The organism is Pseudomonas sp. Tri1 (genome assembly GCF_017968885.1).
Taxonomy (GTDB): domain Bacteria; phylum Pseudomonadota; class Gammaproteobacteria; order Pseudomonadales; family Pseudomonadaceae; genus Aquipseudomonas.
This window is the reverse complement of the sequence record NZ_CP072913.1, coordinates 3,527,176-3,546,814: the sequence shown is the minus strand read 5'-3', so window position 1 is coordinate 3,546,814 and position 19,639 is coordinate 3,527,176. Positions and strand designations below refer to the sequence as shown.

Below are 19,639 nucleotides of genomic sequence, written 5' to 3'. Positions count from 1 at the left end.
ACCATGCACCACCGCACCAGCACTGCCGGGTTCGTCGGTTTCACGTTCACCGCATTGGCGATGGCCATTGCCAGTGAGCGTCTGAGCGCCGCCGAGCAGGCGGCCACGGAACACGTCGAAGTGGTTGGCCAGGCCGCCAGCATCGACCAGGCCCTCAAGGAACAGCGCAGCGCCGACACGATCAAGAGCGTGGTGCATGCCGACGGCGTGGCGCAATTGCCGGATGAAAACGTCGCCGAGGCGGTGCAGCGTTTGCCGGGTGTCAGCGTCGAGCGCGATCAGGGTGAAGGCCGTTTTGTCAGCGTGCGCGGCCTGGGGCCGGACCTCAACAGCGTGACCATCAACGGCACCCTGGTGCCGGCCCCGGAGAGTGAACGTCGAGCCGTTGCCCTCGACGTGCTGCCCTCGGAGCTGGTGCAGTCGCTGTCGGTGATCAAGACCCTGACACCGGACATGGACGCCAACTCCCTGGGCGGCACGGTGGACGTCAAAAGCCTCTCGGCCTTCGACCATAAAGGCCTGTTCTACACCGGCAGCAGCGAAGCCAGCTATGACAAGAACACCGGCCAGACCAGCCCGAAATTCTCCGGCGCCATCAGCGATCGTTTCAGCCTAGGCGACGGTATCGACAACTTCGGGGTGGCCGCGGCGTTGAGCTGGCAGAAGCGCGATTTCGGCTCGGACAACGTCGAAACCGGTGGTGCCTGGGATTTCGAGCAAGGCTCACGCCTCGAAGAGTTCGAACAGCGCGATTACGACATCCGTCGCGAGCGTGCCGGTGGCGGGTTGAACTTCGACTACAAGCCCGATGACTTCAGCAGCTATTACCTGCGCACGCTGTACAGCCGCTACAAGGACAGCGAAACCCGCAACTCCACCAGCATCGCCTTCGAAGACCCGCAGGCCGCCGGTGAACTGGGTGACGCCGAGGGCAAGCGCAAACTCAAGCAACGTGAAGAAACCCAGGAAATCCAATCCTACGTGCTCGGTGGCGAACGCATGTTCGGGCTCTGGACTCTGAGTGGCCAGGGCGGCTACAGCCAATCCAGCGAAGACACCCCCGGGCACATCGCCGGCGCCACGTTCGAAGGCATCGACGGTTTCACCGGCGGTTTCTACGACAACGACAAGCCGCGGCCGATCATCGGCTCGGGCTTCTATGACCCCGCCAACTTCAGCCTCGACAAGGTGGACTGGGAAGAGCAGAAGACCACCGACACCGAGAAAAACCTGCGCCTGGACCTGGCCCGGGACTACGACTTGCGCGGCTATGCGTCCCAAGTCAAATTCGGCGGCAAAGTCAGCCGACGCAATAAGGATAACGACCTCAATGCCTGGGTCTACGAGGATTTTGATGCCCTGGGGTTCACCGATGACCAGCTCAACCTCGGGCAATTCCAGAAAGGTAACGTTGATTATCGCCTCGGCCGCTTCGGCCCGGGCATCAGCGCCGATGCCATCAAGCAGTTGATCGGCGGCCTCAATCGCGACGACTTTTTTGACGAGCAGGAGTCGCGGGTCAACGACTTCAAGATGAGCGAGGACATCAACGCTGCGTACCTGATGAACACCGTCGACATCGACGATTGGCGCTTCATCGCCGGCATGCGCTACGAAGGTACTGAGTTTGACGCCAAGGGCACCGGCGCCACCGACGGCGTGTTCACCGACACCGAGACCCGTCGCAAGTATCACCACTGGCTGCCGGGCTTGCACGCACGTTACCAACTGGACAAAAACACCCAGGTCCGTGCGGCCTGGACCAAATCCGTGGTGCGCCCGACCTTTGGCCAACTGGCACCGGGTTTTGTCATCGACGATGACGAGGCCACCTTCGGCAACCCTGAGCTCAAGCCCCTGGAATCGAGCAACCTGGACCTGGGCATCGAGCATTTCATGGGCCACGCCGGCACCGTTTCGGCCTTCGTGTTCTACAAGGACATCAAGAACTTCGTCTACAACACCGACCTGGCGGGCACGGGCGCCTGGACCGATTTCGCCGAAGCCCACAGCTACGCCAACGGCGACAGCGCCAAGCTCTATGGCCTGGAACTGGCCTACTCGCAAAAATTCGACTGGTTGCCGGCGCCTTGGAACGGCTTGCTGTTGGGGGCCAACACCACCTTCAGCCGTTCGGATGCCGAGATCGAAGGCTTCGACCAGGCCAGTGGCACCCAGCGTAAACGCAGCATCGACCTGCCGAACCAATCGGACACCGTCGGCAACCTGATGCTGGGCTGGGAAAACGACAAGCTGAGCCTGCGCCTGTCGGCCAACTACAAGTCGGCATACCTCTATGAGCTGGCGTCCATCAGCGACCGTGACCATGACCTGCACGTCGATGCCCAGACCTTCGTCGACTTCAGTGCCCGCTATTCACTGACCAAAAACCTGCAAGTCAGCCTGGAGGCGCAGAACCTCACCGACGAGCCGTATTTCGTCTACACCGGCCACCGCTCCTACAACGGCCAGTACGAAGAGTACGGCCCGACCTACAAGCTGGGCCTGACCTTTACCCATTTTTGAACTGCGAGCATGCCACTTTTGAGTTTGGCCTAATGACAAGGACTTTTGCGTTGAACACGATGTTGCTATTACCCAAGCGCTACCTGTTGGCGATGCTGGTCAGCCTGGCAGCGGTCCCGGCCCTGGCGGCTCCCGCGGCTCCCAAGCTGATACTGAAACCCTGGTCTCAATCCCAGGACCTTTCGCTCAACGCCCTGGCATTCCTGCCTGGCCCGTCAACGACCGAGCGGCTGGCCAGCGCCCGCGAGGGTTTGTTGTTACTCGATGCCCAAGGCCTTGAGTTGGCGCGCCTGGAGGGCAGCTTTGAAGGCCTCGACAGTCGTTCCCTGGGAGCGAATGTACTGGTTGCCAGCCTCGACGGCGCGCGTCAGCAGGCGTTGCTGGTCAGCCTCGACCCGCAGAAGCGCCAGTGGGGAACACCTGTGTATCTGCCGACACGGGATTTTGCGGTAAACGGCCTATGCCTGTACCGCGATGACGCGAGCAACCTGTTCGTGTTCCTGATGGGGGAACAGGGTAAAGGCGAGCAATGGCTGGTCGGCAATGGCGAGCACCTGAGCGACACCGCGCAACGGGTGCGCGGCCTGCCGTTACCACCGGACGCCAAGACCTGCCAGGTGCAGGACGGCACCAATCAATTGTTCGTCAACGAGGAGCGGGTGGGGTGGTGGGCCTATCCGGCATCTTCCGAAGCCGATACCGTTCGTGTTCCCGTGGCGATGCGCACACCGTTCGGTGACATCCAGCAAGCCGCCGGGGCCATGGCCGTATTGCCGGGTGGCATGCTGGGCCTGGATCCGGCGGCGGCGCAACTGCATCTGTATCAGCAAAAGGACGAAGGTTGGATCGCCAAGGCCCGTTTGCCCTTGCCGGGCCTGAAGGAACCGGAAAGCCTCGCGGTACGCCCGAGCAAATCCGGCATCGAAATGCTGCTGCGCGACGATGCCAACGGACGCCTGTATCAGGGTGAAATCAATTGGCAACCCAAGCCTGTACCGCTGGCGCCGATCCTGCCCAGTGTTGCGGCCATCGTCCAGAGCGAGCCGGTGGCCCGCCAGGGCGACGCAGCCGATGACCCGGCGATCTGGATTCATCCAACGACGCCCGCCCTGAGTCGAGTGCTGGGCACCAACAAGAAGCAAGGCCTGCTGGCTTATGACCTGCAAGGCAAGCTGCTGCAGGCGTTGCCGGTAGGGCGTCTGAATAATGTCGATGTGCGCGCCAACTTCAAGCTGGGTGAGCAAACCGTCGATCTTGCGGTGGCCAGCAATCGCGATCGCAACAGCCTCAGTCTGTTCAGTATTGATCGCACCAGTGGCGAGCTGCACGAGGCTGGCGAGATCCCCACGTCGCTCAAGGAAATCTACGGCATTTGTCTGTTCCAGCCAGCCGAAGGCGAACTGTATGCCTTCGCCAACGGCAAGGACGGTCGCTATCTGCAGTACCGCCTCAGCGCGCCGGACGGCGTGGTGAAAGGCGAGTTGGTGCGCCAGTTCAGCGTCGATAGCCAACCCGAAGGTTGCGTGGCCGATGACCCGCGTCAGCGCCTGTTTCTCGGTGAAGAAGACGTCGGCGTCTGGACGGTGGATGCCCGGGCCGACCAGCCGGCGACCTTGAGCAGCGTGATCAAGGTGGGTCCGCCGTTACATGCCGACGTCGAGGGCATCGCCCTGTACCAAAGCGCAGGCCATGACTACCTGGTGGTGTCCAGCCAGGGCAATGACAGCTACCTGGTGCTCGATGCCGAGCCGCCTTATGCCGTGCGTGGCGTTTTTCGGGTTGGCCTGAACGCTGCGGCGGGCATCGACGGGGCCTCGGAAACCGACGGCCTGGAAGTCACCTCGGTAAACCTTGGCGGGCCTTGGAACCAGGGGATGCTGGTGGTCCAGGACGGTCGCAAGCGCATGCCCGAGCAGACCCAGAATTTCAAGTTCGTGCCCTGGGCCGAGGTGGCCAAAGCGCTACGCCTGCCTTGAGCGACGTTGTCATCAACCGGTCACGAACATTTCATCGAATAGCCGTCAGACAGGAGTTCTACCCATGCAAGCCACTTTGGAACACATGACGATCTGGGGCCTGATCAGCGACGCGAGTCTGCTGGTCAAGGCGGTCATGCTCACGTTGTTGTTGGCCTCATTGCTGAGCTGGTACCTGATCATCCAGCGCAGCGCCGTGCTGCAACGTACCGAGCGACAGTTCAAGGCGTTCATACAGCGCTTTCGTAGCACTCAGGATGTGCTGGCGCTGTACCGGGAAACTGCGCAGGCTCGCGAAGAGGAGGGTGGCATAACTCCGATTTTCCAGGCCGGCGTGCTGGCCTTCACTCAGCTCAACCAACCCTCAAGTACACCGGAAGTGGTGCTCGAAGGTATCGAGCGTTCGCTGCAGGTGGCGATCAGCGAACAGGAGGTGCAGCTGGAAAAAGGCCTGCAGTTTCTCGCCACCGTCGGCTCGGTCAGCCCGTACATCGGTTTGTTCGGCACGGTCTGGGGGATCATGAATGCCTTTATCGGTCTCTCCCAAGTGCAACAGGCCAGCCTTTCCACCGTGGCGCCGGGCATTGCTGAAGCGCTGATCGCCACGGCCATCGGTTTGTTCGCGGCGATCCCCGCAGTGATTGCCTATAACCGTTTTGCCGCTCGCGGCCAGACCCTGCTGACCCGCTATTACGCCTTCGGCAACGAGTTGCAGGCACGCTTGCACCGCAAGCTGCACGGTGCTGCGGTCAACCTGGCCACGGCTGCTTGAAAGGAGAGGGCAGATGTTAGTCAAGCCGCAACGCAAGCACGGGCCCAAGGCCGAAATGAACGTGGTGCCCTACATCGATGTGATGTTGGTGCTGCTGGTGATCTTCATGGTCACCGCACCGATGCTGACCCAGGGTGTGAAGATCGACCTGCCCAAGGTCGCCAGCGAGGCCCTGGCCAATGACAGCCGCCAGCAGATCCTGACCCTGTCGGTGAAGGCCGAAGGAGGCTATTACTGGAACCTTGGTGGAGAACTGGACACCCATCACCAGACCGACAGCGCTGTGGACCTGGACCAGATGCGCGCCAAAGTGGCGCAGGTCGTCGCTGAGCGCAGCGACACCCAGGTGTATATCCGTGCCGACGAGCATGCCGATTACGGCCGGGTCGTCGCGGCCATGGCGGCCTTGCAGCAGGGCGGGGTGAGCAACCTGGGGCTGGTGACCGAGGCGCCCCGATGACGGCGATGATCATGCACAGTCCTTCCCTGCACCTTCGCGCGTTGACGCGCCATGGCGTTTGGCGAAACAGCCTCGCGGCAGGGCTCGCGGTGGCACTGCACGCGGTGGTGGCTGTGTTGCTGATCCTGGGCTGGACCGCAGAGAAACCCGTTGCCCAGGCGCCTCGGGTGCTGCATACGCAACTGGTGATGTTGCCCCCGGCGCCAGTGCCAGAAGCACCGGCACCAGCCCCCGTGGCCGCTGTTATTGCGCAACCGTCCGAAGCGGTGCCGGTGCCGTTGCAAACGTCGAGTCCCACTCCGGCCAAGCCGGTCGTGGACCCGCGTGTCCAGGCGCAGAAACTGGAACAGGCGACCCTGGCCCGCAAACGGGTCGAGGATCAAAAGCGCGAGCAACAGGCCCAACAGCAACGTGAACACCAGGAGAGTGAACGGCGCCAGCACGAAGCCGAGCAACAGGCCGCTGAACAACAGCGCCAGACCCAGCAGGCGCAAGTGCTCGCTCAACAACACCGTGCCGAACAGGCGCGCTTGGCCGCAGCCGACAGTCGCAGCTATCAACCCCTGAGCAAACAAGCCCCGGACTATCCGCAACGGGCCCTGGACAAGGGGCTGGAAGGCGACTGCACCGTGGAATACAGCGTGACGCCAGACGGTCGGGTTGACAGTCCCAGGGTGCTCGACGGTTGCCACCCGCTGTTCATCCGCCCGTCCCTGGCGGCTGCACAGACCTTCCGCTACCAACCGCGAATCGTCGAAGGCAAGGCCGTGACAGTGCCGGCGGTGCGCAACACCTTCCACTACCGGATCAAATAAAACGCAAAAGCCCGACAGCTCAAGCAAGGCTCCCAAAGAGTGCAGGTTCGCGATCGACGACAGTGGGGTCGTCGAAAACAAACCTGCTTTTGGAGAACTGAGATGACTGACTTCAAACCGACCCCCAACGAAATCGCCGACAAAGTGGTATTGGTTACCGGTGCGGCCAGCGGCATCGGTCGGGCGATCGCCGAGTTGTTCCATGCCCGCGGTGCCAGGGTCATTGCCGAGGACATCAATCCTCAAGTTAATGCGTTGGAGCAGCCGGGCCTGGTGCCGTTCGTGGCCGACATCACTGCGGACGGCAGCGCCGAGGCCGCCGTCGCGCTGGCGGTGCAGCGCTTTGGTCGGCTCGATGTGCTGGTGAACAATGCCGGGCGAATCCTCTACAAACCCTTCGTGGAAATGACCCGTGAAGATTGGAACTGGCAGATGGAGACCAACGTGACCGGCGCTTTCCTGCATTCACGTGAAGCCATGAAGGCGATGATGAAACAGCAGTCCGGCGCCATCGTGAACATCGCATCCTACGCGTCCTACTTTGCCTTTCCAGGCATAGCGGCATACACCGCTTCAAAGGGCGCCCTGGCCCAGTTGACCCGTACCCAGGCCTTGGAAGCCATTGAGCACGGGATCAGGGTCAATGCGATCGGCGTTGGTGATGTGGTCACTCATCTGCTCGATCACTTCATGGAGGATGGCCAGGGTTTCCTGGCCGAGCACGGCAAGTCCGCGCCCATTGGCCGGGCGGCGTCACCTTCGGAGATTGCCGAGATCGTCGCGTTCCTGGCTTCGGAGCGAGCCAGTTTCATGGTCGGCTCGGTGGTCATGGCCGATGGTGGGATGAGTGTTGCGGTAGGTGGTTGATCCGTTGTGGCTGCTGCGCGGGCTTTTGTGGCGAGGGAGCAAGTTCCCTCGCCACAATTTTGGTGTTCGCTTCACCTGCGGTAATGACTCGGCGCAACTCCGACCTCACGACGAAATATCTGGGAAAAATGACTGGCACTGCCATACCCGACTTCCAGGCCGATATCGATGATGCTGCGCTCGGTTTCGATCAGCAGTTGTCGGGCCCGGGCCATTCTCAGCTGGATGAAGTACTGTGAAGGCGAACGCCCCGTGGCGCGTTTGAACAGGCGGCTGAAGTGGTATTCGCTCATGCCGGCGGCTTGCGCCAGGTCGCCAAGACTGAAGCTTTCGGCCAGCCGTTGTTCCATTAGCTGGATGACCCGCTTGAGCTTGAAGGCGGGCAGGGCATTGCGCCCGGACACGTCCTCGGCTTCGGCATCCAGGTAATGACGTGCCAGGTGCACCGCCAGACATTGCGCCACGCCCTGGATCAGTAACGCGCTGGTTTCGTCGCGTCGGGCCAGCTCCACGTGAATCTGCTCCAGCAAGGCCGAAAGCACGTCATCCCGGCCACCCGAGACTTCCCGCAGACGGATCGCACCACTGCCGCCGGTTTCGGCCACGGCGCGCTCCAGCAGCGATAACCCCAGGTAAACGTGCATGACCACGAATGGCTCGGTACCGCTGGCTTGCCAGCGCATTTCATAGGGCGCAGGGGACGCGGTCAGGAAAAAATCGCCACGCCGTACCGAGCTCGCTGCCCAGGCCTCATTTTCGCTGCGCTCCTGGACAACGGCTTCGCCGGACAAGACCCAGACGAGCAACGGTTCGGCCACCGCAGGCACGATCACGCGTTCTTCCGTGCGCTCGCGGACAAAAATCTCAACCAGGACATCCTTCGCTGACACTCCGTCGGACGTCGCCAGGCGCTCGCCGCGAATGTACGCTTGCAAGCCGGTTGCCGATGTTCGCTGGATGACGTCCATACTCGACTCTCTCAATGACTGCCGCCAGGCTAGACCGGATCGGCGGCTGGCCGATGCTGACGCAACAGTTCGATCTGCTGGGAAGGAATCAACTCGCGCAACGCCTTATAGAGCGCTCGGGTTTCCAGCAGGTTCCAGACGCGCAGCATCGTTTCCAGTGCATCCAGGGGTTTGCTGATGAAGTCCCGGGCACCTAGGGCCAAGGCACGCAGGCGGGTGTCGCGGGTGGCGTCGGCGGTCAGTACCAGGATCGGCAGGTAATCGTTGGCGGGAATGCGTCGATTGAGTTGTTCCAGCACGGCGAAGCCGTCGAACGCCGGCATGTGCAGGTCGAGGATGACCAGGTCCGGTTCGAAGCTGTTGAACAGGTCGAGGGTACGCAAGGGCTCGGTGCTGCTCAGCACATTGTGCAGTCCTTCGCGGGCCAGCAGTTGTTCCATCAGGTCCAGGTTGGGGCGCTGATCGTCGACGATCAGGATGCGCAAATCGCGATTCATGCGGGCTCCGGTAAATAGTGCTCGAGGTGGCGCAAAAAGGCCTGGATATGAATGGGTTTGGTCAGGATCGCCGTGGCACCGGCGTCGTGCAGGGTACGGTGAGTCAGGTCGCTGGCGTCGGCGGTGATCATCAGCACCGGCGTCGCGGCGGTGGCCGGGGAGTGGCGCAGGCGCTGCAATACTTCCAGGCCGTCCAGGTCCGGCAGGGTCACGTCCAGCAGGATCAGTTGCGGCGCGTGCTGGCGAGCCAGGTCCAGGCCCATCTGGCCCTGCATGCTCGACAACAGTTGGATGCCCGGGCGCCGCTGCATCAGGGTTTCGATCAGTGCCAGGCTCGACAGGTTGTCTTCGATACACAGCACTTTGCCGTGATATTCGACAGGCGCGCGCGTCACCATGAGGGGCGCTGCGGGCGGCAAATGGCTGCCGGCTACCTGGGTGCCGGGTAGCTGCAAGGTGAAGCGGCAACCTTGCCCGGGTTCACTGTGGACCTGAAGGCTGCCCTGCATCATCTCCAGCAGGCTCTTGCTCAGGGACAACCCAAGGCCAGTGCCTTCGACCTGGGGATCGGCGCCCAGGCGTTCGAACGGCTTGAACAGTTGATCCAGCTGTTCGAGGGCGATGCCATGCCCGGTATCACTGACGGCGATGCTCACGTGCCGGGCCTGGACGCTGACTTCAATGCGTACTTCACCGCCGGGCCGGTTGTACTTGATGGCGTTGGACAACAGGTTGAGCAAGACCTGCACCAGACGCTGGCGATCGGCAAGTACGCCGCTGCCCTCAGGCAGCGGCGGCAGGTCGGCCAGATGAATCCCGGCATCGGTGGCCATGGGCGATACCAGCGTCAGGGCTTCGTGCAACACCGTCGACAGGGCGATCGGCTCGATGTTCAGCGGCAGGCGCCCGGCCTCGATCCTGGCGATGTCCAACACCTCGTTGATCAACGCCAGCAGGTGCTGGCCGGCGCGCAGGATGTGACTGACCTGGGGCCGTTGGCCTGCGGTGGAGTCCATGTCCAGCAGTTGCGCGAACCCGAGGATGGCATTCAACGGCGTGCGCAGTTCGTGACTCATACGCGAGAGAAACTCACTCTTGGCCCGGCTGGCGCTTTCCGCCTCTTCCCGAGCGGTGCGCAGGGCGATCTCGGCGGCGCGCCGGTCGGTGATGTCGCGGGTGATCTTAGAAAAACCGCGCAGGGCCCCGGTACTGTCGTATTGAGCGGTGATGACCACGCTCGCCCAAAAGCGGCTGCCGTCCTTGCGACAACGCCAGCCTTCTTCCATGTAATGGCCATCGCGGGTCGCCTCACGCAAGGCCATGTCCGGGTGCGCGGGGCATTCCTCCGCCAGGTAGAACAGGGAAAAATGCCGGCCAAGGATTTCCTGCTCGGTGTAGCCCTTGATCCGTTCGGCGCCGGCGTTCCAGGTGGTCACGTAGCCCCGGGCATCCAGCGCGAAAATCCCGTAGTCCTTGACGCCATCGATGATCAGCCGCAAGCGTTCTTCGTTATCGCGCAGGGCTCGCTCGCGCTCGGCAAGCAGTTGCCCAGCCTCCACCAGGCGAGTGCCGAGTTGGCCGATTTCGTCTTGCTCCGGCGGTTGTGGCAACAAGGGTTGGCCCAAGGCCAGGCGCTGGGCATTGCCTTGCACCTGTTGGACCCGGGCGACAATGCCCTTGGAGAGGAACAGCACCGCGACAATTGCCCCGAACAGCCCGCACACTGCGGCCAGCAGAGTGGCGAACAACAACCGCATGCGTGTGGACGAGGCGGCGGCGCTGCGGTCGGCAAGCAGGGCGTCCTCGCGGACTCGCATGGCACTGATCTGCTCGCGCAACACATCCAGCACTTGTTTGTTTTCGATCAGGATCGCGGTGACGGCCTCGGTGTCCCCGGCCTTGCCGTTGCGCAATGCGAGCAATCCGTCGAGTTTGTCGGCGATCAACGGGGTGATGGTCTTGAGGTGCTCGCGCATCCTGGCGTCGCGAATGTTGTGGTCCAACCGTTGCAACGCTGCCTTGATCAGCGGCGTGGCCTGTTCGTAGCTGGGCAGGAAGTCCTCGCGCCGGGTCAGCAGATAGCCGCGCACGCTCGCTGCGGCCTCGGCCAGCAGGGTATGCACGGTCTGGATATCGCCCTGGACCAGTAGAACCCGGCGCACGTCTTCTTCGGCCCGGGCGGTCTGGCGTTCGGTGATGTAGATCAGCACCAGCGACAGCAACAGGACCACCAGTGGCAGGGAAATCACCACCAGTGCCTTGCCTCGCAATGGCAGGTCGGCCCAGCGGCGGGCGGCGAGGAATCTCATGGCCATTGCCCGCTGGGTTGGGCCACCAGTCCCAGGGCGACACCGCGCACGGCGGCCTGGGTCCGGTCGGCGGCCCCCAGCTTGCCGATGACTCGCTCCACGTGGGCCTTGGCGGTGCCGGGGGCAATGCCGAGTTTTTCGCCGATCTCACGGTTGCTGAAGCCGCCGGCCACCAGCCCCAGCACCTGGCGTTCGCGTGCTGTCAGGGCCTGGACCTGGGTGGCGCCGCTGGTACTGCGCTCGGCCATGCGTCGCAGCAGGCGCGCGCTGACCGAACTGTTCAGGGCCTCTTCACCCTGGGCGACCCGTTTGAGTGCGTCCAGCACTTCATCGCGGCTGGCATCCTTGAGCAGATAACCGACCGCCCCCGCAGCGATGGCGGCTTCCAGATGGTCAGGGCTGTCGTCCATGGTGAAGATCACCACTTTTATCGCAGGCTGGCGCTGCTGGAGGATACGCGCCGCCCCCAGGCCGTTGAGCACTGGCATACGGATATCGAGAATGGCGATGTCCGGTTGCAATCGTTCACACAAGTCGAGGGCTTCCTGGCCGTCACTGGCCTGGCCGACGACTTCGAACCCTGGGTTGCCGGCCAGCATGCTGATGAATCCGGTGCGGGTGACTTCGTGATCATCGGCCAACAGCAGGCGTAAAGGCGGCGTCATGGGTGTGTTCCATGGGTAGGTAGGGGCACGCTGGCCAGCAGGCGAGTGCCGCCATCGGGTTGACTGAAACAGCTCAGGTGGCCGCCCAGCAGGCTGGCACGTTCCTGCATGGCCGCCAGGCCCAGGTGACAGGTGCCGTTGGTCTCTATGGGTTGTTCCAGGGCAAAGCCACGGCCATTGTCTTCGACTCGCAGCGAGGCCCGGTCGTCGCTCACCGCCAGCCCCAGGCGCACATGGCTGGCCCGGGCGTGCTTGAGAATATTGTTGATGCCTTCCTGGGCAATGCGGAACAGGGCAATTTCCGTGTTCCCCGGCAGGCGTGCGGCGCTGTGTTCGGTCCAGTCCACCGTCAGGCCCATGTCGCGCAGGCGATCGGCTTCCTTGTCGACGGCTTTGTACAGGCCGAAATCATCCAGGGCGTGGGGGCGCAGGCCCCCAATCAACTGCCGGCCTTCACCGACACAACCCCGGGCGAGATCGAGAATGGCCTGCAAGTCATTCGCCAGTTCCGGTGGCAGGGGCGGGCAGCGGCCGGCGAAGCCCTGTAGGCGCTGATGCAGGCCGGCCAGGTTCTGTGCCAGGCCATCGTGCAGGTCGTAGGCCACTCGCTTGCGCTCATCTTCCTGAGCGCTGAACAGTCGGTGGACCAGCTCGGACATGGTGCGTTCGCGGGCCTGCAGCGCTTCGAGCAGGCGACTGTTCTCCAGATGGGCCGCCAGCAGGGTCGCCAGCAGTTGCAGTGACTCAATGTCTTCGTTGTCCGGCGTGCCCAAGGCCACGCTGTTGCCCAGCAACAAAGCCCCGAACACCGCGCCGTCGGAACCACGCAACGGCACGCGCAAGACCTGGGGCAGGGCGCTGCCGGGATCTTCCAGCCATTGCGGCTCGGCTGACGGTGGCTCAGCCAGGCTGGCAAGCAGATCGAGCCGTTCGCGGTTGCCATGGCTGGCGATGGTGCGAAAAGTCGTGTCCGCCGCCCACTCCAGCAACAGGCCATGGTCCATGGCCATGAATGCGCAGGCCCGTTGCACCGCGCGCTGACGCATCGCCGACAAAGGCAACTGCGTCAGTTCATGGCCGGTGCCCAACAGCAGGCGCAGGCGCGCGGCACGGCTTTGCGACTGGCGATACTGGGTGCGGATAGCCAGGGCGCTGCCGGGGTCATGGGGTGGGCTTTGCATGGGGGGGCTCCAGCATGGAAGGGGACCGGTCCGGGTTTGTGGTGGCGTCATTAGAGCGTGCCGTTGACAGCGGGCCTATCTGCCAAACGGCATAGGCGATCGGCACCGGTTGGCCGATGGCGAAGGCTGCGCGAGCCGGCAAAGTGGCCTCATTGAAACCCAAAGGAACGCTTCGATGAAAATGAAAACCTGCGCCATTGCTGCTTTTTTCCTGCTGACCACGCCATTCGTCCATGGGATTGAGGCCACGCCCTACGTGTATCGCACCGTGGCCGAGCAGCCAAAGAACGTAAATGACCGCGAGATCGCTGCGCTGTTCGACCGTTGGAACGCGGCGCTGCAAACCGGCAGCGCCAGCGCGGTGACCAGCCTCTATGCCCCGGACGCGATTTTGCAACCGACTGTTTCCAACAAGGTGCGCAACACACCCGCGCAGATCGAGGATTATTTCCAACACTTCCTGGCGGGTAAGCCGGTGGGGCAGATCAACTACCGTGAGATCCGCCACCTGGGGCCCGACGCGGCGATGGACAGTGGTGTCTACACCTTCACACTCACCAATGCCGACGGTTCCAAGCGGGACGTCCAGGCGCGCTACACCTTCCTCTATGAGCGCCTCGACGGCCAGTGGAAGATCATCAACCACCATTCTTCGGCGATGCCTGAAGTGCCGAAAGCACTGCACGCCAGTCATTGAGATCACGCCTTGTGGGGGAGGGAGCTTGGCTGCGCAAGCTCCCTCGAACGGTTCCCAAAGCCATAGGCCACCAGCGTATTTACACATTCCCTGCATAAAGAGCTTGGATTAGCCTGCGAACATTAATTAGAATCAGTCTCATTTAAGACATTCCTTGCGCAGGGCTTCTTGACATGTTTGACGCAGCTACGCCGACGGAGCACTCCCTACACGCGTTGTACCGTGACCACGGCGGCTGGCTGGAAGGTTGGTTGAGGCGGCGCATGGGCAATGCCTGGGATGCGGCGGACCTGCGCCAGGATACGTTCCTGCGCGTACTGTCCAGCTCTCAGCAGTTGGCTGACCTGCAGGAACCTCGTGCCTATCTGTTGACGGTCGGCAAGCGCCTGCTGAGCAACTTCTACACCCGGCGCAACCTGGAGCAGGCCTACCTCGACGCTTTGGCGAGCCTGCCCGAAGACAGTGTGCCGTCTCCGGAGCAGCGCTGGCTGCTGCTCGAAACCCTGCAAGCGCTGGACGAGTTGCTCGATGGCCTGCCGCCCCTGGTTCGGCGGGCCTTTTTGTGGAGCCAGCTCGAAGGCTTGGGCTACCGTGAAATCGCCGAGCGCCTGCAGGTGTCCGAGCGCACCATCAAGCGCTACATGGCCCAGGCCTATGAGCATTGCCTGTTGGTGGACTTTTGATTCGCCCGGCTCCTTCACCCGAAGCCCGCGAAGTCGCACGGGCGGCTGCGCGCTGGTTGGCCTTGATGGAGTTCAACGGGGACGAATTCGACTCCGCCGGCTTGCAACAGTGGCGCGAAAGCAGTGCTCAGCACGAAGCCGCCTGGCAAAAAGCCCAGCGCCTGCGTCAGCGCTTTGCCGGGGTGCCGCCATCCCTTGGGATGGCGACGCTGGACCGTCCGGCAATGGCTCGCCGTGCCGTGCTCAAGCGCGCATTGGGCGTCGCCACGCTGGTGCCGGCCGCATGGTTGTTGGGGCGCGAGCTACCGCTGGAGGCCTGGCGCGCCGACCTGCGCACCGCGACTGGCGAACAACGACGCTGGTCGCTGGTCGATGGCAGCACCCTGCAGTTGAACACCGACAGCGCAGTAGACCTGGACCTCAAGGCCCGGCGACTGGTGCTGGTGCAAGGTGAGATGGCCCTCAAGGTCTCGGGGGCCACGCCATTGGCGATTCAAGCGCCCTATGGGCTCATCACGATCAGTCGCGGTGAAGTCTGTGTACGCCTGAGCGAACGCAGTTGCCGGGTGTCGGTGGTCAGCGGCTCAGCGCAGTTGCAGCCGTTGCGTGGGCCGCTGCTGTCGCTGGACCCGGGCCAGCAAGTCAGCCTACAGGCGGCGGGGGCGGGGCCGGTGAGCACCTTCGACGTGGCGCAACCAGGTTGGCGTGACGGGGTGCTGGTGGCTCAGAACCAGCCGTTGGGGGATTTTCTCCGCGAACTGAGCCGTTATCGCCCGGGTGTATTGCGCTGGGACGCCCCCCTGGAATCCCTTCGAGTCACTGGCAGCTTCCGGCTGGAAAACACCGATCGAATCCTCGCGTTGCTCTCGGCCAGCCTGCCGCTGGACGTGCAGACACGCACCCGTTACTGGGTCACGTTAAGGCTTCGCAAAAATATTGCGTGAAGCCTGTCCCCTTTTTTTGTCTCGCTTGTCATTCAAGGCAACTGAACAAAAATGAGAGCGCCTTCTAATGTCTGCAGTAGTACCTTTGCGTTTTCGCCCGGCCCTTGCCGGCTGGCGTCCGCTGTTGAACCTGAGTCTCTTGCTGAGCCTGAGCGCCAGTCCATTCTTCATCTCATCCAGCCAGGCCGAAGACGCTGCCCGACGCAGCTATCAGGTGCCGGCCGGCAGCCTCAGCGCCGCGCTGACCCGGTTCGCCGGGCTGGCGGGTGTCAACCTGTCGGTCGACCCGGCCCTGGTAAGCGGGCGTAACAGCGCCGGGTTGTCGGGCGAATATGGGGTGGAGGAGGGGTTTTCCCGCCTGTTGCAGGGCTCCGGCCTGCAGCTTCAACCGGTGGGCGAACAGGCATACATCTTGACCCCCGCGCCAGAAGGCGGCTCCTTGCAACTGGCCCCTACGTCGATTCTCGGCGCCACGGCCTCGACAGACAGCGAGGCGTATGCCGGCGGCCAGGTCGCGCGCCGCGGTTCTCAAGGCCTGCTGGGCTCGCGGGACTTCATGGAAACGCCGTTCAGCATGACCACCTACACCAGCGAGACGGTCAAGAACCAGCAGGCTCGCACCCTGGGCGACCTGATCGCCAGCGACCCGTCCGTTCGCGCCACCAACCCGGCGGGCGGCCGTTATGAGCAGTTCACCATTCGCGGGTTGAGCCTGTTCAACAGTGATGTCGCCTACAACGGCCTCTACGGTGTCCTGCCTACCTACACGATCGATATGGAGATGGCCGACCGCGTCGATATCCTCAAGGGGCCGACCCAGCTCATCAACGGCATCTCACCGCGCGGTAGCGTGGGCGGTGGGATCAACGTGGTGCCCAAGCGAGCGACCGACAAGCCCATCACCTCGTTCACCGGTAGCTATGCATCCGATAGCCAAGTGGGTGGCGCCGTGGACGTGGGCCGGCGTTTTGGTGAGGACAACAAGTTCGGTATTCGCTTCAACGGGGTAAAACAATCTGGCGACACCGAATGGGATCATCAGAGCGTGGATCGCGAAATGGCCGTGCTGGGCCTGGACTTTCGCGGCGAACGCTTGCGGGTCTCGACCGATATCGGGCGCACCGAACGGGATACCGACGCGCCGCAGGAGCGTGTCCAGGTTGCCGCCGCCGCGCCAGTGCCGCATGCCAGCGATGTCGATCGCAACTATGCGCAGCCTTGGAGCAAGGCGCGCACCAAGGATACTTTCGGCACGGTGAATGCCGAATACGACGTCAACGATTCCGTCATGCTGTACGGCGGCGTGGGGGCGCGCAAAAGTAATCATGAGTTCCTCCGGCATGCCGTTTCGGTCCTCAATGAGGCAGGAGACTTCCGCGTTCAGCCCCGTGATTTCACCCGCGACGAGAATGTCCGGACGGCCAACGCCGGGGTGCGCAACTGGTTCCATACCGGCCCGGTAAGCCATGAGGTCAACCTGGCCGCCAGCTATTTCTACATGGACTTCACCAACGGCGGCGCTCGCTATGGGCAGTCCAACAGCAACCTGTATGACCCGGTGGAAACACCGACTCCGAGCGTTATCACCCGGTCAGATCCGAAGGTCTATACCGAGAACCACTTCAGTGGCGTAGCGTTATCGGACACATTGGGTTTTTTTGATGACCGGCTGCTGCTGACCCTTGGCGCCCGCTGGCAGCGAGTGGAGGTTGACGATTGGTCGGATGGCGTCAAGGGCCCGACTGCCTACGACGAAGAAAAGGTTTCGCCCTCGGGCGGCATCCTGTTCAAGGCCACCGATAAGCTGTCGCTGTATGCCAACTACATGGAAGGCCTGAGCCAGGGCAAGATCGCGCCGTCGACGTCGGTAAACGAAGATGAGATTTTCCCGCCGTTCATCAGCCGTTCGGTCGAGGTCGGGGCCAAATATGATGCGGGTCCGTTGGCTGTCACTGCCGCCGTGTTCCGGATCAAGCAACCGGCCTATGAGACAAATGCTACAACACGCGTCTTCGGCCCGAACGGCAAGCGTGAAAACACCGGTGTGGAGCTGAGTGTGTTCGGTGAGCCGCTCAAGGGTACCCGCTTGCTCGGGGGTGTCATGTACATCGACAGCAAGTTGACCAACACCACCAACGGCGCTTTCGATGGCAACCGGGCACCTGCCACACCGAAATACAACGTCAACCTGGGTGCGGAGTGGGACGTGCCGACCCTACAAGGCCTGACTCTTACCAGCCGCGCCATTTACTCAAGCTCGCAATATCTGGATCAAGCCAACACCAAGGAAATCGACTCCTGGGAGCGCTTCGACGTGGGTGCACGCTATGCATTCAAGGTTGATGAAAAGCACATCACCCTACGCGCCAATGTCGAGAACGTAGCGGACAAGCGCTACTGGAGTTCGGCCGGGGCCTCGGATGACAGCGAGCCTGGCTTGACGCTGGCAACCCCGCGAACCTACCTGCTGTCGGCCACCGTCGACTTCTAAACCGATCGTCAGCTCCATGGAAGGAGCTGTTTGTTATTAATAAGCACTGTCGTTTTGATATTGGCTGATATTACTTTGCAATTAACGGAGTCAATAAACCGATATAAAAGTTAACTTATAGCCCGCACTGCGCTGATATCAAAGCGCCTCTTTCGATGTGTCACTATTATTAATCCGTTATTTATCCGGCGGATTTTTCCTGCCTGTCAATTAACTAATATCGACTCCGTCACAGACATGATTTTATTTGCGATTACTTGTTGCAGTAATTCGTGAATGATAATAATTTGCATGTCGGGACTTATCAGGGTTGATTACCTCATGCTGAATGAAAACGTTTTGCGCATCGATTCCTTGCAGAAAGACAATGCTCATTATCTGAGCCGCCAGGGCCGCTTCGAATCCAATGTTCGCAGTTATCCGCGCAAGTTGCCCTTGGCCATCGCCAAGGCCCATGGCGTATGGGTGACGGATGTGGAAGGCAAGACCTACCTCGATTGCCTGGCCGGTGCTGGCACCCTGGCGTTGGGGCATAACCATGCAGACATCATTGCCAGCATCGATCATTTCATGAGCTCGGGCATGCCCATGCATACCTTGGACCTGACCACGCCACAGAAGGACGCCTTCAGCGAAAAGCTGTTGAGCCTTCTGCCCGGGCAGGGGCGTGACTATTGCCTGCAGTTCTGTGGCCCGTCGGGGGCGGACGCGGTGGAGGCAGCGCTCAAGCTGGCCAAGACCGTCACGGGGCGCAGCAACATCATCAGCTTCAGCGGCGGCTACCATGGCATGACCCACGGCGCCCTGGCGGTGACCGGTAACACCGGGCCCAAGAACGCCGTTGCGTCCTTGATGCCGGGCGTGCAATTCATGCCGTACCCCCACGAATATCGTTGCCCGCTGGGCATCGGCGGCGAAGCCGGCGTCGAAGCGCTGAGCCACTACTTCACCCAGTTCATCGCCGACGTGGAAAGCGGTGTCTCGCTGCCTGCCGCGGTGATTCTGGAAGCGGTGCAGGGCGAGGGCGGTGTCAACTGCGCGCCAGTCCAATGGTTGCGCCGCATACGTGAGGTCACGCAACAGTACGGCATCGTGCTGATTGTCGACGAAGTCCAGGCCGGTTTCGGCCGCACCGGCAAGATGTTCGCCTTCGAGCATGCCGGGATCGAGCCGGACATCATCGTCATGTCCAAAGCCGTTGGCGGTGGATTGCCGCTGGCATTGCTGGGTATCAAGCGTCAGTTCGACGCCTGGGAGCCAGGCGCCCACACCGGCACCTTCCGTGGCAACCAGATGGCAATGGCCACGGGCCTGGCGACGCTCAACGCCCTGCAGCAACAAAACCTTCCGGCCCAGGCCGAGCGCCGTGGGCAGTGGCTCAAGAGCCAATTGATCCTGCTGCAGCAACGCTTCCCGGCCCTCGGCCAGGTGCGTGGTCGCGGGTTGATGCTGGGTATCGAGATCGTCGACGAGCGCCAGGCGCCTGATCGCCTGAACAGCTTCCCGGGCGATCCGACCCTGGCAGTCGCCATCCAGAAACACTGCTTCGACCATGGTCTGCTGCTGGAACGCGGCGGACGCCAGGGCAACGTAATTCGGTTATTGCCGCCGTTGATTATCGATGACGAGCAATGCGCCCTCGCGATCGATCGATTTGAAAAGGCTGTGAAGGCAGCGCTCTTGCAAGAACGCGGTTAAAACCACTGCCCGAATATGGGCGTGACGATATAAGCCTTATCAGTCACTTAATAAGCAACGTTAAAACACTTCCCGATAATGGGAGGGCGG

Annotated in this window: 16 protein-coding genes; 11 read left to right on the top strand and 5 right to left on the bottom strand. The window is 62.1% G+C overall.

What is annotated here, in order from left to right; all coding sequences use genetic code 11:
• Window positions 1-3: 3 nt before the first annotated feature.
• From J9870_RS15045 to J9870_RS15020, 6 genes are all read left to right on the top strand, one after another.
• On the top strand, window positions 4-2,526 hold the full coding sequence (locus J9870_RS15045) for a TonB-dependent receptor (RefSeq protein WP_210638806.1): 2,523 nt from the start codon (window positions 4-6) through the stop codon (window positions 2,524-2,526).
• A 50-nt stretch (window positions 2,527-2,576) separates the two neighbouring features.
• Window positions 2,577-4,502: a phytase gene (locus J9870_RS15040; RefSeq protein ID WP_246883009.1), complete on the top strand. Its 1,926-nt coding sequence runs from the start codon at window positions 2,577-2,579 to the stop codon at window positions 4,500-4,502.
• A gap of 64 nt (window positions 4,503-4,566) precedes the next feature.
• A complete protein-coding gene (gene tolQ / locus J9870_RS15035) occupies window positions 4,567-5,274 on the top strand; it encodes a protein TolQ (protein ID WP_210638804.1) in 708 nt (235 codons plus the stop codon).
• Between the two features lie 13 nt (window positions 5,275-5,287).
• Window positions 5,288-5,734, top strand: coding sequence for a protein TolR (tolR, locus tag J9870_RS15030; RefSeq protein ID WP_210638803.1), 447 nt, complete (start codon window positions 5,288-5,290; stop codon window positions 5,732-5,734).
• The gene (locus J9870_RS15025) at window positions 5,731-6,549 is read left to right on the top strand and encodes an energy transducer TonB (RefSeq protein ID WP_210638802.1); all 819 of its coding nucleotides are present in this window, start codon (window positions 5,731-5,733) and stop codon (window positions 6,547-6,549) included. Before tolR ends, J9870_RS15025 begins: the two co-directional genes overlap by 4 nt.
• 102 nt (window positions 6,550-6,651) lie before the next feature.
• Window positions 6,652-7,416, top strand: coding sequence for an SDR family oxidoreductase (locus tag J9870_RS15020; RefSeq protein WP_210638801.1), 765 nt, complete (start codon window positions 6,652-6,654; stop codon window positions 7,414-7,416).
• Window positions 7,417-7,487: 71 nt separating this feature from the next.
• On the opposite strand, the gene J9870_RS15015 is transcribed toward J9870_RS15020, so the two are convergent.
• Genes J9870_RS15015 through J9870_RS14995 form a run of 5 tightly spaced genes read right to left on the bottom strand, consistent with a single transcriptional unit; the run spans window position 7,488 to window position 13,036 of the window.
• Complete coding sequence (locus J9870_RS15015; RefSeq protein WP_210638800.1) at window positions 7,488-8,384, bottom strand: helix-turn-helix domain-containing protein; 897 nt, start codon at window positions 8,382-8,384, stop codon at window positions 7,488-7,490.
• A gap of 29 nt (window positions 8,385-8,413) precedes the next feature.
• Window positions 8,414-8,881, bottom strand: a complete 468-nt coding sequence (locus J9870_RS15010; protein WP_210638799.1) for a response regulator — start codon at window positions 8,879-8,881, stop codon at window positions 8,414-8,416.
• Window positions 8,878-11,190: an ATP-binding protein gene (locus tag J9870_RS15005; RefSeq protein ID WP_210638798.1), complete on the bottom strand. Its 2,313-nt coding sequence runs from the start codon at window positions 11,188-11,190 to the stop codon at window positions 8,878-8,880. The genes J9870_RS15010 and J9870_RS15005 overlap by 4 nt, the downstream gene beginning before the upstream one ends.
• Window positions 11,187-11,855 (bottom strand): response regulator transcription factor, encoded by a 669-nt coding sequence (locus J9870_RS15000; RefSeq protein ID WP_210638797.1) that lies wholly within the window; start codon window positions 11,853-11,855, stop codon window positions 11,187-11,189. The genes J9870_RS15005 and J9870_RS15000 overlap by 4 nt, the downstream gene beginning before the upstream one ends.
• Window positions 11,852-13,036, bottom strand: a complete 1,185-nt coding sequence (locus J9870_RS14995; RefSeq protein ID WP_210638796.1) for a sensor histidine kinase — start codon at window positions 13,034-13,036, stop codon at window positions 11,852-11,854. Before J9870_RS14995 ends, J9870_RS15000 begins: the two co-directional genes overlap by 4 nt.
• 175 nt (window positions 13,037-13,211) lie before the next feature.
• Here J9870_RS14995 and J9870_RS14990 point away from each other — a divergent pair, with 175 nt between their 5' ends.
• The 5 genes from J9870_RS14990 to J9870_RS14970 all read left to right on the top strand — a co-directional run bounded on the left by J9870_RS14990 (window position 13,212) and on the right by J9870_RS14970 (window position 19,549).
• Complete coding sequence (locus J9870_RS14990) at window positions 13,212-13,733, top strand: SgcJ/EcaC family oxidoreductase (protein WP_210638795.1); 522 nt, start codon at window positions 13,212-13,214, stop codon at window positions 13,731-13,733.
• A gap of 173 nt (window positions 13,734-13,906) precedes the next feature.
• On the top strand, window positions 13,907-14,416 hold the full coding sequence (locus J9870_RS14985; RefSeq protein WP_210638794.1) for a sigma-70 family RNA polymerase sigma factor: 510 nt from the start codon (window positions 13,907-13,909) through the stop codon (window positions 14,414-14,416).
• A complete protein-coding gene (locus J9870_RS14980) occupies window positions 14,416-15,360 on the top strand; it encodes a FecR domain-containing protein (protein ID WP_210645291.1) in 945 nt (314 codons plus the stop codon). Before J9870_RS14985 ends, J9870_RS14980 begins: the two co-directional genes overlap by 1 nt.
• A 67-nt stretch (window positions 15,361-15,427) precedes the next feature.
• Window positions 15,428-17,851 carry a TonB-dependent receptor gene (locus tag J9870_RS14975; protein ID WP_210638793.1) on the top strand — a complete coding sequence of 808 codons (2,424 nt, stop codon included), beginning with the start codon at window positions 15,428-15,430 and terminating at the stop codon, window positions 17,849-17,851.
• Window positions 17,852-18,172: 321 nt separating this feature from the next.
• On the top strand, window positions 18,173-19,549 hold the full coding sequence (locus tag J9870_RS14970) for a diaminobutyrate--2-oxoglutarate transaminase (RefSeq protein ID WP_210638792.1): 1,377 nt from the start codon (window positions 18,173-18,175) through the stop codon (window positions 19,547-19,549).
• The last annotated feature ends 90 nt before the right edge of the window (window positions 19,550-19,639 follow it).